The sequence below is a fragment of the Hydrogenophaga sp. genome (assembly GCF_030656115.1).
Lineage (GTDB): Bacteria > Pseudomonadota > Gammaproteobacteria > Burkholderiales > Burkholderiaceae_C > Hydrogenophaga.
The window spans coordinates 23,608-35,374 of the sequence record NZ_JAUSOO010000136.1; the positions used below are offsets into that span (position 1 = coordinate 23,608).

Sequence of the window (11,767 nt, forward strand, 5' to 3'; positions counted from 1 at the left end):
ACGTCACCTGAACCCTCATGCAGCTTGATGTTTTCTTGAATGTCCAGCAGGTCGCTCAGTCGGCGCTGTTGATGAACGCCCGCCGAATTGTTGTCAAGGTGGGGTCCAGTCTGGTAACAAATGAAGGCCGTGGCCTGGATGAAGAAGCCATCGGACAGTGGAGCCAGCAGCTGGCGGCTTTGGTCAAGGATGGTCGGGAACTGATCATGGTCAGCAGCGGAGCCGTGGCCGAAGGCATGAAGCGTCTGGGTTGGACTGTGCGACCCAAGGAAATCAACGAACTGCAGGCCGCAGCTGCGGTAGGGCAGATGGGTTTGGTGCAGATGTACGAGACCAAGCTGCGCGAATGTGGCATAGGCAGTGCGCAGGTCCTGCTGACACACGCCGACCTGGCCGACCGGGAGCGCTATCTCAATGCCCGATCGACACTGCTCACGTTGTTGCAGTTGGGTGTGCTGCCTGTGATCAATGAAAACGACACTGTGGTGAACGACGAGATCAAGTTTGGCGACAACGACACCTTGGGTGCGCTGGTGGCCAACTTGGTGGAGGCCGATGTCTTGGTCATTCTGACCGATCAAAAAGGTTTGTACACGGCGGACCCGCGTCGCGACCCGGCGGCAACATTCGTGCATGTGGCCCGCGCGGGCGATCCCCAGCTGGAGCTGATGGCGGGCGGTGCCGGCTCGGGCATTGGCAAGGGCGGCATGCTCACAAAAATTTTGGCCGCCAAGCGCGCAGCCGGTTCGGGCGCATCCACCGTCATCGCCTGGGGGCGAGAGCCGCAGGTGCTTCTGCGTTTGTGTCAGGGCGAAACCATTGGCACCTGTTTGCTGGCACAGACACCCAAAAACCAAGCGCGCAAGCGCTGGATGGCCGACCATCTGCAACTGCGTGGATCGGTGAGTGTGGATGCTGGCGCGGTGGGCAAGATCGTGAGCGAAGGCAAGAGTCTGCTGCCGATTGGTATGACGGCCGTGGAGGGGGATTTTTCGCGTGGCGACGTGATTGCCGTGCGCGACGCCAACGGCCAGGAAATTGCGAGGGGACTGGCCAACTACGCCAGCTCAGAAGCACGCCTGATCTGCCGCAAAGCGTCCAGCGACTTTGAGCGCTTGCTGGGCTACATGGCCGAACCCGAGATGATTCACCGCGACAACATGGTGCTCGCTCGCGGGTGAATGATCGTTGTGCAGCCAGAATGCCTTCGGATGCCGCAGCAGCTGTATCGGAAGGCATGAGGTGATTCGCACTACTTGCTTTCGTCGCGCTTGCTCTCTGTAAGCCGAGGCCATATTTCTTGGACTCGGTGCTCGCTCTGGGGATCGGGATCGAAGCTGGCACCCGGAGGGAGTTCCAATCCTTGGGGCATGCTGGTGAACAGCATCTGCGAGGGGCTCTCTTCTGACAAACGCTGGCGCATTCCACCACGAAGAAAGCGGTTGCGCATGTCGTTTCGCGGCAAGTAGCGAGACAGTTCGGTCAGTGCCATCTCATAAACGCCCCGTTTGAACTCCACCACCACGTCCAGCGGGACCCAATAGTCGTGCCAGCGCCAAGCGTCAAATTCCGGGTGGCTGGTTGCGCGCAGATTCAAATTCCAGTCTTGCGCCACCAGACGCAACAGGTACCAGATTTGTTTTTGTCCTTTGTAGTGTCCACGCGCGTCGCGGCGGATGAAGCGGTCAGGCACCTCGTAGCGCAACCAGTCCCGTGTGCGGGCGACGATGCTGACGTGTTCAGGCATCAAACCCACTTCTTCGTGCAGCTCTCGGTACATCGCTTGTTCGGGTGTCTCGCCCCGGTCGATACCACCCTGCGGGAACTGCCAGGAGTGGGAGCGGATACGTTTGCCCCAAAACACCTGGTTTCTCTGGTTGAGCAGAATGATGCCGACATTGGGCCTGAAGCCTTCTCTGTCAAGCATAATCAACCTCAAATTTTTAAACTGTGTTCATTATGCATCGCCAATAGGGCCTTGCGAAGTGATCACACACCTGTATTGCACCCGAACGCATGCGGGTATGCCCTAGCTTGCAGGGCATGCCACCGACGCTGTGGCGTGGTCCTCCCCATCTGCCAACGTTACCTTCTGCCGCCACGGCAACCGATCCCATGAAAGCTTCCCAGTTTCTGATCACCACTCTCAAGGAAGCCCCGGCAGATGCCGAGGTTGTCAGCCACCAACTCATGACCCGTGCGGGCATGGTCAAAAAACTGGGTGCTGGCATTTACAGCTACATGCCCATGGGACTGCGGGTGATTCACAAGGTCGAGGCCATCGTGCGCGAGGAAATGAACCGCGCCGGTGCGGTCGAGCTCACCATGCCGGTGATCCAGCCGGCCGAACTTTGGCAGGAAACCGGTCGTTTCGAAAAGATGGGGCCGGAGCTGCTGCGCATCAAGGACCGCCATGGGCGTGACTTTGTGGTGCAACCCACCAGCGAAGAGGTGATCACGGACATTGCCCGCCAGGAGTTGCGCAGCTACAAGCAGTTGCCGAAGAACCTTTACCAGATTCAGACCAAGTTCCGTGACGAACGCCGGCCACGGTTTGGTCTGATGCGCGGGCGCGAGTTCATCATGAAAGACGCCTACAGCTTCGACCGCGACGGCGATGCCGCGCAGGCCAGCTACCAGACGATGGCAGCCGCCTACCGGCGCATTTTTGACCGCTTCGGTTTGCGCTACCGCGCTGTGGCTGCAGACAGTGGCGCCATTGGTGGCGACCTGAGTGAAGAATTCCAGGTGATTGCCGCCACCGGCGAAGACGCGATCGTGTACTGCCCCACCAGCGATTACGCCGCCAACATGGAAAAGGCCGAAGCGCTGGCACCCGCCGGTGCGCGTCCGGCAGCGGCCAACCCGATGGTGAAAACGCCCACACCGGGCAAGAGCACCTGCGCCGACGTGGCCGAGCTGCTGGGCGTGCCGCTGGCCCGCACGGTGAAGTCGCTCGTATTGGCCACCGACGAGATCAATGAGCGTGATGAAATTGTGAAGACCCGCATCTGGTTGTTGTTGCTGCGTGGCGACCACGACATGAACGAGGTGAAGGTGGGCAAGTTGCCCGGGCTTGATTTGGGCTTCCGATTTGCCACCGTGTCCGAAATCGAGGCCCATTTTGGCAGCAAGCCAGGTTATCTGGGGCCGGTGAACCTGAAGCTGCCGGTTCACGTGATCGCTGACCGCGAGGTGGCGGTGATGGCCGACTGGATCTGCGGAGCCAACGAGGCCGACTTCCACATGACCGGTGTCAATTGGGCGCGCGATTTGCCTGAGCCCGACCTGGTGGCCGACATTCGCAATGTCGTCGAGGGTGACGCGTCGCCAGACGGCCAAGGCGTGCTGGCGATTGAGCGCGGCATTGAAGTGGGCCATGTGTTTTACCTGGGCACCAAATACTCGCGCGCCATGGGCGCCACCTTTCTCGGCGAAGACGGTAAGCCTGCGCACTTTGAAATGGGTTGTTATGGCATTGGCATCACCCGCTTGCCCGCTGCAGCCATTGAACAAAACCACGACGAGCGCGGCATCATCTGGCCCGATGCGCTGGCGCCGTTCACGGTGGTGATTTGCCCCATTGGGATGGACCGCAGTCCGGAGGTGAAAGCGGCCGCAGAACAATTGCACGAGCAACTGCTGGCAGCCGGTGTGGACGTGATCCTGGACGACCGTGGCGAACGGCCCGGCGCCATGTTTGCCGACTGGGAGCTGATTGGCGTGCCCCACCGAGTGACCATTGGGGACCGTGGGCTGAAGGCGGGACAGGTGGAGTACCAGCACCGCCGTGATGCGACGGCCACACAGGTGGCGGCCGCCGATATTCTCGATGTGTTGAAGGGCAAGCTGGGTCAATGAAGGGGCCGGTTCGACCCGCGTGTCTACCTTGGGCTGCGGGATACACGCCAACGGTGAGCCGCCGCACCTGTCTGGCGTCGATGGTGTCGTCGGGTTTGGGGCTGGGTCTTTCTGGGTTGCCGCTGTCGGCCAGCGGGGGGCAACTGGAAGAACCCTTGGCCGATTCGGTGCGCGGTGCCCTGAGTGCTGCCATTGCCAATCAGGCGCCTCCGGTGCCGGAATTTGCCACCCTGGAAGCGCGCTTGGCCCACCTGCGTTGGCTCGGTGCCATGAGCGATCGGCTGCACCGCAAAAAAACGGACTTTCAAACGCGCATCGAATTCTTGCAGACGGTTTGGTACGAAGCGCGCAGGGCTGGACTGGACACCACTCTGGTGCTGGGCTTGATACAGGTGGAGAGCGCGTTTCGCAAGTTCGCCATTTCCCGTGTGGGTGCGCGGGGGTATATGCAGATCATGCCGTTCTGGTCTCGCCTGATTGGCGATGGTGATCCGGGCAAGTTGTTCAATATGCAGACCAATCTGCGTTTTGGCTGTGTGATTCTGCGGCACTACCTGGACCGCGAGCGCGGTGACACCTTCATGGCGCTGGGCCGTTACAACGGCAGCCGAGGGCGTGCCGAGTACCCCCATGCGGTGTACGCAGCCGCGAAAAACTGGGCGCATCCTGACGCCTGAGCGCCTGGTGTTGGGTGATAGGCGCTATTGCAAGAAGCCGATGCGGCTTTTCCCTGCACCATGGCGGGGCAGGTCGTCGGCTTCGATCCGGTAGCGGTTGTCCAGACGGGCATTGCCAAAGGCGGTGACCAGGGCGCGGCGCATCTCTCTCGGGGCCAGGCTGGTGAGTTGGTCCAGAACATCGGCGCTGGGTTCGGGGTCGAAGCGTTGGCCCCAGTCGTGTTCGCTGCGTATGCCCCGGTACAGATGGGCGGCAATTTTTCGGGCTGCGTCGGGCGACGGAGCTGCGATTTCGAACACATTCATTCGGTTGCGAATCGGTTCGGGAATGGCGCGCTCGTTGTTGGCGGTGGTGATCCAGATCACCTGGCTCGCGTCAATGGGCACTTCAGCGAACTCGTCCACAAAACTTTGTGCCGTGTCGTGTTCCAGCAGGCTGTAGAGCGCGCCCAGCGGGTCGTATTGCGCGTCGGCGCTGGCTTTGTCGATCTCGTCCACCACAATCACCGGGTTGGCGTATTGGCCGTCCACCAGCGCCTCAAACACCTTGCCGGGCTTGGCACCTTTCCATTGGGAGGATGAGCCCGAGAGCAGCCAGCCCGCCGTCATGGAACTCATGGGTAGCAGGCTCATGCTGGTCCCCAGCAGGTCGGCGATTTGGCGGGCAAAGTGGGTTTTTCCCACACCGGGTGGCCCCAGCAGCAGGATGGGTGTGACTTCCAGGCTGTCGCGGCTGTCTTGGCTCAAGGCCACGTGGCGCTTCACGTCGTCGAGCACTTCACCAAAATTGGGCAGCAGGTCGTACAAGGGTGCCATGTCGGGCACGCCCGAGGGTTTGACGGCGAAGCGCTGCGGGCCGCGCTCCAGCATGCGCTGGTAGGTGTTGCGCAGACTGTCGTAATCACGCTCAACGCCACTGTTTTGGAGCTTGTGCAATTTGCGCTCGACATCGTCGGCGCTGAACACGTTGCGCATCTGGGCGATGGGCAAACCGAGAGAGGGTGAAGCGGCCAGGCTGCGTGAGCTCATGCGGTTCTCCTTGTAAGGTTCGGTGACATTTTTATTCAAGCACAAGGCGTGCCCGGTTTCCATGCAGGAAAAACCTCACAAAGGCATGTTGCAATAAGCAAAAAGCCACCCGAAGGTGGCTCTGTGTTGGCGGGATACCCGCAGGGCTTCAGGCTTCGCCGGAGATCACTTGTTGCAGTTCACCGGATTCGTACATTTCCATCATGATGTCCGAGCCGCCAATGAACTCGCCCTTGATGTAGAGCTGCGGGATGGTGGGCCAGTTGCTGTATTCCTTGATGCCCTGGCGCACGCCGTCGTCTTCCAGCACATTCACGGTTTTCACCGCTTTGGGGTCCACGCCGCAGGCTTTCAAGATTTGAATGGCGCGGCCAGAAAAACCGCACATGGGGAAGCTCGCGTTGCCCTTCATGAACAGCACGATGTCGTTGGTTTTGACCAGTTGGTCGATTCGGGTTTGGGCGTCGCTCATAGCGGGTAGGTCCTTTGGCGGATGGGTCTGAAATAACCCGTAGAAGTGGTTAATTATCGCTGCTGAGGCCAGCAACCGCCACTGCAGCGCTCGATGCCCGCAAGGTCGGTGCGGCTGCTGACCTGCACAAACCCCGCGCACCGCAACAGGGCGCGCGCCGCTGCGGCTTGATCGTGGCCGTGTTCCAGCAGCATCCAGCCGCCCGGTAACAAGGCATCGCCCGCTTGGCGGATGATGCTGCGGATATCGTCCAGGCCGTCGGCGCCCGAGGTCAAGGCGCTGATGGGTTCGTGCGTCAGCGCCCGCAGGTGCGGGTCACCCTCGGCAATGTAAGGCGGGTTGCTGGCAATCACATCAAAGCGCTGGCCGGGCACGGCGCTCAGCCAGTGGCCGTGGGCGAACTGCACCGCCAGGCCCAGCCGCTGTGCATTGGCTTGCGCCACGGCCAGCGCGTCGGCGCTGGCGTCGGTGGCGGTGATGTGGGCGTCGGGCCGCTGTTGGGCCAGCGCCAGGGCGATGGCACCGCTGCCGGTGCCCAGGTCCAGCACGCGTGGCGGCATGGGTCCACCCACGGCGGGCATGGCCTCCAGCGCCCATTCCACCAGTGTCTCCGTGTCTGGGCGCGGCACCAGTACCCGGGCGTCCACGGCGAGGTTCAGGCCAAAGAAGTCCTTTTCACCCAGCAAGTAGGCCACGGGTTCACCGGCTTGGCGGCGTTGCAGCAGGGTGTGCCAGCGGGCTGCGGCCGTGTCGGGCAGCGCGTCGCTGTCGTGGGTCAGCAACCAGGCGCGGTCGTGGGGTGAGCGGCCCAGGGCGTGCAGCAGCAGCATCTGGGCGTCGAGTCGGTCCAGGCCGTGTTGTTGGGCTTGGTGCAGCGTGTCACGCAGTGTGGGAGCGTTCATGGCGGGTGTGGATGGCTCTGCGTTCACAGGCTGTTGCGCTGTTCCAGCTCAGCCAGCAGTTCGGTGCCGCGCGCCACTTGCAGGGCATGGATCACCTCGTCCAGATCGCCCTCCATCACCATCAGCAGTTTGTAGAGCGTGAGGTTGATGCGGTGATCGGTCAGACGACCTTGGGGGAAGTTGTAGGTTCGGATGCGGTCGCTGCGGTCGCCGCTGCCAATCAGGCCCTTGCGGGTCGCGGCCTCTTTGGCTGCGCGCTCGCTGCGGTCTTTTTCTTGCAGGCGTGCGGTGAGCACCTGCAGTGCTTTGGCTTTGTTGCTGTGCTGGCTGCGGCCGTCCTGGCATTCGGCGGTGATGCCGGTGGGCAGGTGGGTGACGCGCACGGCGGAGTCGGTTTTGTTGATGTGCTGGCCACCGGCGCCGCTGGCGCGGTAGGTGTCGATGCGCAATTCAGCGGGATTGAGTTTGACCGCTTCGGTTTCGTCGGGTTCGGGCATCACCGCCACGGTGGCGGTGCTGGTGTGGATGCGGCCCTGCGTTTCGGTGGCGGGTACGCGCTGGACGCGGTGGCCGCCCGACTCAAAGCGCAGCTTGCCGTAGGCACCGTGTCCGGCCATGCGCAGCACCACTTCTTTGTAGCCGCCGAGTTCGCTGGGCGATTCGCTCACCACTTCCACCTGCCAGCCTTGGCGTTCGGCGTAGCGGGTGTACAAGCGGGCCAGATCGCCAGCGAACAGGGCCGACTCGTCGCCACCGGTGCCGGCGCGGATTTCCAGGAAGGCATTGCGCTCGTCGTCGGGGTCTTTGGGCAGCAGCAGTTGTTGCAGTTCGGCGTCGAGTTGTGCCATCTCCGCTTTGGCGCTCTGTATTTCTTCCTCGGCCATCTCCGTCATGTCGGGGTCTTGCAGCATGCTTTCGGCTGCGGTCAGGTCGGTTTCGCGCTGCAGGTAGCGGTTGAACACATCCACGATCAGCGAGGCGTCGGCGTGCTCGCGGCTCAGGGTGCGGAAGCGATCCATATCGTCCACCACGTCGCTGGCAGAGAGCAGGGCGTCCAACTCGTGCAGGCGCACGCGCTGGCGCATCAGGGTGTCGCGGACGAAGGGCTTCATGGGGGCAGGTGGATGGTGGGTTCAGCGCAAAGGACAACTCAACAGGGCGTTGCCAAGCAACGCACCCGTTGAGCGCACTTGCTGAGCGCTAGGATTTTTCGCGCAGGAACAGGCGCGACACCGTTTGTGCGGTGGCGGCGCGCGCTTCGCTGTCGCCGGTGTGCAGCTCGGCCAGGGTGCCGTGCAGCATTTTTTGCGTGAGGCCTCGTGACAGGGCTTCGAGCACGGCTTCCACGGGCTCGCCTTTGGCCAGCAGTTTGCGCGCGCGGGCCAGCTCGGCGGCACGCCAGGCGTCAGCCTGGGCATGGATCTGCTGAATCAGCGGTACCACGCCGTGGGCGGGGTCGCGCTGCTCCAGCCAGTGCATGAAGCTGAGCACCCCCGCGTCAATGATGACCTCGGCCTGTGCCACGGCGGCTTGTCGGCTGTCTTTGCCGGTCTGAACCACAGCCGCCAGGTCGTCCACGGTGTACAGGTACACGTCGTCCAGGCCCTTCACATCCACTTCGATGTCGCGCGGCACAGCCAGATCCACCATGAACATGGGGCGGTGGCGGCGTTTTTTCAGTGCGCGCTCCACCGCGCCCAGACCAATGATGGGCAGGGTGCTGGCGGTGCAGCTGATCACCGCATCAAATTCGTGCAGGCGGTTGGGCACATCGGCCAGGCGCATCACCTCGGCACCGAAGCGGCTGGCCAGCTTTTCGCCGCGCTCCAGCGTGCGGTTGGCGATGGCCATGCTCTTGGGCGACTTGGCTGCAAAATGGGTGGCGGCCAGCTCAATCATTTCGCCCGCGCCCACAAACAGCACCCGGATGTCTTGCAGGTCTTCAAACAGTTGGCCCGCCAAGCGCACGGCGGCGGCGGTCATGCTGATGGAGTGCGCGCCGATTTCGGTGGAGGTGCGCACTTGCTTGGCCACTGCAAACGAGCGCTGAAACAACTGGTGCAGTGTGGAGCCCAGGGCACCGGCGTCGCTGGCGGCGCGCACTGCGTCTTTCATCTGGCCCAGAATTTGCGGTTCGCCCAGCACCATGCTGTCGAGCCCGCTGGCCACGCGAAACGCATGGCGTGCGGCTTCGTCTTCGCGCAGCACATAGGCGTGGTCGCGCAACACATGGGTGCTGACGCCGCCGGTCTTGGCCAGCCATTCCAGCGTGGGTTCTACGGCAGCCTGGTCGCCTGCGCCGTACAGTTCGGTGCGGTTGCAGGTGGAGAGCAAGGTGGCTTCAGGCTGGCGCGCCAGGCTCTGGCGATAACCGTGCAGCGTGGGCTGGATTTGGTCGAGCGCGAACGCGAACCGGCCCCGCAAATCAAGCGGAGCCGTGTGGTGGTTGATACCGAGCGCCCAAACAGACATACGCAGATTATAAAATTGAACGCTTATGCACACCCCAGGCACCGAACAATGAATTTTTTCGCCTTTCTGGTGCACCTCGCGGGCTTCATGGCGCCGGCCGTGGTGGTCGGGCTGATCTTGTGGCTGGCACCCCTGTGGTCGAGCCAGGGGCGTGTGGCCCGCTGGAGCCGTGCGATCGATCTGACGGTGTTGCTGGTGATGGGCGTGGGTGTGCTGCTCGCCGGGCTCGTGTTTTTTGGCCGCGACGGCAAAATGGCCACGTATGCGGCGCTGGTGCTGGTGCAAGGCACGCTGGCCTGGTGGATGCGGCGGCGCTGAAGGGCGCGACCGTCAGGCGTCTGGCGCGAAACGGTCCACCCGGTCGGTGATGATGCTGTCCAGGCCCAGCGCCAGCAGCCGCTGGACTGCGGTGGCGTCGTTCACGGTGTAGGCCAGGCTGTGCAGGCCGGCGCCGCGCACCTGGTGCATCAGCGCCTCGGTCCACAACCCCTGCTCGCACACCACGGCCTGGCAGCCCAGCGCCAGAGCTGCGTCCAGCCAGCCCGTCCACAGCGTTTCCAGCAGCAGGCCACGCGGCAAAGCCGGTGCGATTTCTTGTGCGCCGGCCAGGGCTTCAGGCTGGAATGAGGACAGCAGCGGCGGCTGAGCATGGTTCGCCCACAGCGTTGCCGCCGCTTGCGCCACCGCCCTTCCGGTGCGCCAGTCGGAGCCGGGCGTGGGTTTGATCTCGATGTTGAGCCCGTAGCCGTTGGCCATGCACCAGCGCGCCACGGCCGCCAGTGTCGGCAAGGTTTCGCCCGCGCAGGCGGGTGAGTGCCAGGCCCCGGCATCGAGTTGGCTGAGCGCTGCCCAAGTGTGATTGCCCGCCACGCCTTGGCCGTCGGTGGTCCGCTCCAGCGTGTCGTCGTGCAGCAAGAAGGCCACGCAGTCGGCGCTCAGTTTGACGTCGCACTCAAACATGCGGTAGCCGTGCTGGGCACCCCGCCGGAACGCGGCCAAGGTGTTTTCGGGTGCCAGCAGACCAGCGCCTCGGTGAGCAATCCAGCGTGGGTACGGCCAGGGCCGTTTGGGTGCCGTTGAAGGTGTGATGTGGGTTGGCATAGAGGCTGAACAGTGTGGTTCCAGAGTGTGCCAGTACCCGGAGTTCGGGTATGTGTATGTGGCCCTGCGGTACCATCAAGCGTTCAGCTCCTCCTGCTGGCAGTCCACTTCCCATGAACGCTTCCACCCCGCTTTCGCTCCTAGAAAACGCCACCGACGACGCGCCGCGTCTGCGCGAAATCCCCTACAACTACACGTCTTTCTCAGACCGTGAAATTGTCATGCGGCTGCTCGGGGCGCGTGCCTGGGCCTTGCTGGACGAACTGCGTGGCGAGCGCCGTACCGGGCGTTCGGCCCGCATGTTGTACGAAGTGTTGGGCGACATCTGGGTGGTGCAGCGCAACCCGTATTTGCAGGACGATCTGCTGGACAACCCCAAGCGCCGCAAAGCGCTGGTGGACGCCTTGCACCACCGCCTGGCCGAGGTGGCCAAGCGCCGCACCCCGCAAGACGACCCGGCCCGCGATGCTTTGGTGGGCGAACTGCTCACGGCGGCCCGTGGTGCGGTCGATGCGTTTGCCCGTTCGTTTGAAGACATGGCCGCGCTGCGCCAGCGCGCCACCAAGGCGCTGCGCAAGCTCACCGCCCACGACAACATCAAGTTCGACGGCCTGTCGCGCGTGTCCCACGTGACCGACGCGACCGACTGGCGCGTGGAATACCCGTTTGTGGTGCTCACGCCCGACACCGAAGCCGAGATGGCCGAGCTGGTGCGCGGCTGCTTCGAGCTGGGCCTGACCATCGTGCCGCGCGGCGGCGGCACCGGTTACACCGGCGGCGCGATCCCGCTCACCGACCACGCGGCCGTCGTCAACACCGAAAAGCTCGAATTCCTGAGCGCAGTCGAAATGCGCCACCTGCCCGGCGTCGAATTCGAGGTGCCCACCATTCACTGCGGCGCGGGCGTCGTCACCAAGCGGGTGATGGAAGCGGCCGACGCGGCGGGGCTGGTGTTCGCGGTCGACCCGACCTCGGCGGACGCTTCCACCATCGGCGGCAACGTGTCGATGAATGCGGGCGGCAAAAAAGCCGTGCTGTGGGGCACCGCGCTCGACAACCTGGTGTCGTGGCGCATGGTCACGCCGGATGCCGACTGGATCGAAGTCACCCGGCTCAACCACAACCGCGGCAAAATCCACGACGTGCCCTCGGCCACCTTCGAAATCCGCCGCTTTGCCGCCGACGGCAAGACCCTGAAGGGCTCGCCGGAAATTCTGCTCATTCCGGGCAGCCGCTTCCGCAAAACCGGGCTT

Annotated in this window: 12 protein-coding genes; 5 read left to right on the plus strand and 7 right to left on the minus strand. The window is 63.2% G+C overall.

Going from position 1 to position 11,767, the window contains the following annotated elements; genetic code table 11:
* Window positions 1-17 precede the first annotated feature (17 nt).
* Window positions 18-1,181, plus strand: a complete 1,164-nt coding sequence (gene proB / locus Q7J58_RS18225) for a glutamate 5-kinase (RefSeq protein WP_304831034.1) — start codon at window positions 18-20, stop codon at window positions 1,179-1,181.
* A 71-nt stretch (window positions 1,182-1,252) separates the two neighbouring features.
* Here the strand turns inward: proB and Q7J58_RS18230 are convergent, their stop codons facing one another.
* Complete coding sequence (locus Q7J58_RS18230; RefSeq protein WP_304831036.1) at window positions 1,253-1,927, minus strand: RNA pyrophosphohydrolase; 675 nt, start codon at window positions 1,925-1,927, stop codon at window positions 1,253-1,255.
* Between the two features lie 188 nt (window positions 1,928-2,115).
* Between Q7J58_RS18230 and Q7J58_RS18235 the strand changes: the two genes are divergently transcribed.
* Together Q7J58_RS18235 and Q7J58_RS18240 are read left to right on the plus strand one after the other, a co-directional pair.
* On the plus strand, window positions 2,116-3,861 hold the full coding sequence (locus tag Q7J58_RS18235) for a proline--tRNA ligase (RefSeq protein ID WP_304831038.1): 1,746 nt from the start codon (window positions 2,116-2,118) through the stop codon (window positions 3,859-3,861).
* An 80-nt stretch (window positions 3,862-3,941) separates the two neighbouring features.
* A complete protein-coding gene (locus tag Q7J58_RS18240; RefSeq protein ID WP_304831049.1) occupies window positions 3,942-4,538 on the plus strand; it encodes a lytic transglycosylase domain-containing protein in 597 nt (198 codons plus the stop codon).
* Between the two features lie 24 nt (window positions 4,539-4,562).
* Here the strand turns inward: Q7J58_RS18240 and Q7J58_RS18245 are convergent, their stop codons facing one another.
* The 5 genes from Q7J58_RS18245 to hemA form a co-directional block, all read right to left on the minus strand.
* On the minus strand, window positions 4,563-5,567 hold the full coding sequence (locus tag Q7J58_RS18245; protein ID WP_304831039.1) for an AAA family ATPase: 1,005 nt from the start codon (window positions 5,565-5,567) through the stop codon (window positions 4,563-4,565).
* Between the two features lie 148 nt (window positions 5,568-5,715).
* Window positions 5,716-6,039 carry a Grx4 family monothiol glutaredoxin gene (gene grxD, locus Q7J58_RS18250; protein WP_304831040.1) on the minus strand — a complete coding sequence of 108 codons (324 nt, stop codon included), beginning with the start codon at window positions 6,037-6,039 and terminating at the stop codon, window positions 5,716-5,718.
* A gap of 53 nt (window positions 6,040-6,092) precedes the next feature.
* Window positions 6,093-6,941 carry a peptide chain release factor N(5)-glutamine methyltransferase gene (gene prmC / locus Q7J58_RS18255; RefSeq protein ID WP_304831041.1) on the minus strand — a complete coding sequence of 283 codons (849 nt, stop codon included), beginning with the start codon at window positions 6,939-6,941 and terminating at the stop codon, window positions 6,093-6,095.
* A 23-nt stretch (window positions 6,942-6,964) separates the two neighbouring features.
* Window positions 6,965-8,053 (minus strand): peptide chain release factor 1, encoded by a 1,089-nt coding sequence (gene prfA / locus Q7J58_RS18260; RefSeq protein WP_304831042.1) that lies wholly within the window; start codon window positions 8,051-8,053, stop codon window positions 6,965-6,967.
* Window positions 8,054-8,141: 88 nt separating this feature from the next.
* The gene (gene hemA / locus Q7J58_RS18265) at window positions 8,142-9,413 is read right to left on the minus strand and encodes a glutamyl-tRNA reductase (RefSeq protein WP_304831043.1); all 1,272 of its coding nucleotides are present in this window, start codon (window positions 9,411-9,413) and stop codon (window positions 8,142-8,144) included.
* A 48-nt stretch (window positions 9,414-9,461) separates the two neighbouring features.
* Between hemA and Q7J58_RS18270 the strand changes: the two genes are divergently transcribed.
* Window positions 9,462-9,731 (plus strand): hypothetical protein, encoded by a 270-nt coding sequence (locus Q7J58_RS18270; RefSeq protein WP_304831044.1) that lies wholly within the window; start codon window positions 9,462-9,464, stop codon window positions 9,729-9,731.
* A gap of 12 nt (window positions 9,732-9,743) precedes the next feature.
* Here Q7J58_RS18270 and ugpQ read toward each other — a convergent pair whose 3' ends face one another.
* Window positions 9,744-10,514, minus strand: a complete 771-nt coding sequence (gene ugpQ, locus Q7J58_RS18275) for a glycerophosphodiester phosphodiesterase (protein ID WP_304831045.1) — start codon at window positions 10,512-10,514, stop codon at window positions 9,744-9,746.
* Between the two features lie 113 nt (window positions 10,515-10,627).
* Here ugpQ and Q7J58_RS18280 point away from each other — a divergent pair.
* On the plus strand, window positions 10,628-11,767 hold a 1,140-nt coding region (locus Q7J58_RS18280), incomplete at its 3' end, for a DUF3683 domain-containing protein (RefSeq protein WP_304831046.1).

Coding starts and splice junctions, on each gene's coding strand:
- proB (WP_304831034.1), top strand. CDS start 18: ATGCAGCTTGATGTTTTCTTGAATGTCCAGCAGGTCGCTCAGTCGGCG.
- Q7J58_RS18230 (WP_304831036.1), bottom strand. CDS start 1,927: ATGCTTGACAGAGAAGGCTTCAGGCCCAATGTCGGCATCATTCTGCTC.
- Q7J58_RS18235 (WP_304831038.1), top strand. CDS start 2,116: ATGAAAGCTTCCCAGTTTCTGATCACCACTCTCAAGGAAGCCCCGGCA.
- Q7J58_RS18240 (WP_304831049.1), top strand. CDS start 3,942: ATGGTGTCGTCGGGTTTGGGGCTGGGTCTTTCTGGGTTGCCGCTGTCG.
- Q7J58_RS18245 (WP_304831039.1), bottom strand. CDS start 5,567: ATGAGCTCACGCAGCCTGGCCGCTTCACCCTCTCTCGGTTTGCCCATC.
- grxD (WP_304831040.1), bottom strand. CDS start 6,039: ATGAGCGACGCCCAAACCCGAATCGACCAACTGGTCAAAACCAACGAC.
- prmC (WP_304831041.1), bottom strand. CDS start 6,941: ATGAACGCTCCCACACTGCGTGACACGCTGCACCAAGCCCAACAACAC.
- prfA (WP_304831042.1), bottom strand. CDS start 8,053: ATGAAGCCCTTCGTCCGCGACACCCTGATGCGCCAGCGCGTGCGCCTG.
- hemA (WP_304831043.1), bottom strand. CDS start 9,413: ATGTCTGTTTGGGCGCTCGGTATCAACCACCACACGGCTCCGCTTGAT.
- Q7J58_RS18270 (WP_304831044.1), top strand. CDS start 9,462: ATGAATTTTTTCGCCTTTCTGGTGCACCTCGCGGGCTTCATGGCGCCG.
- ugpQ (WP_304831045.1), bottom strand. CDS start 10,514: ATGCCAACCCACATCACACCTTCAACGGCACCCAAACGGCCCTGGCCG.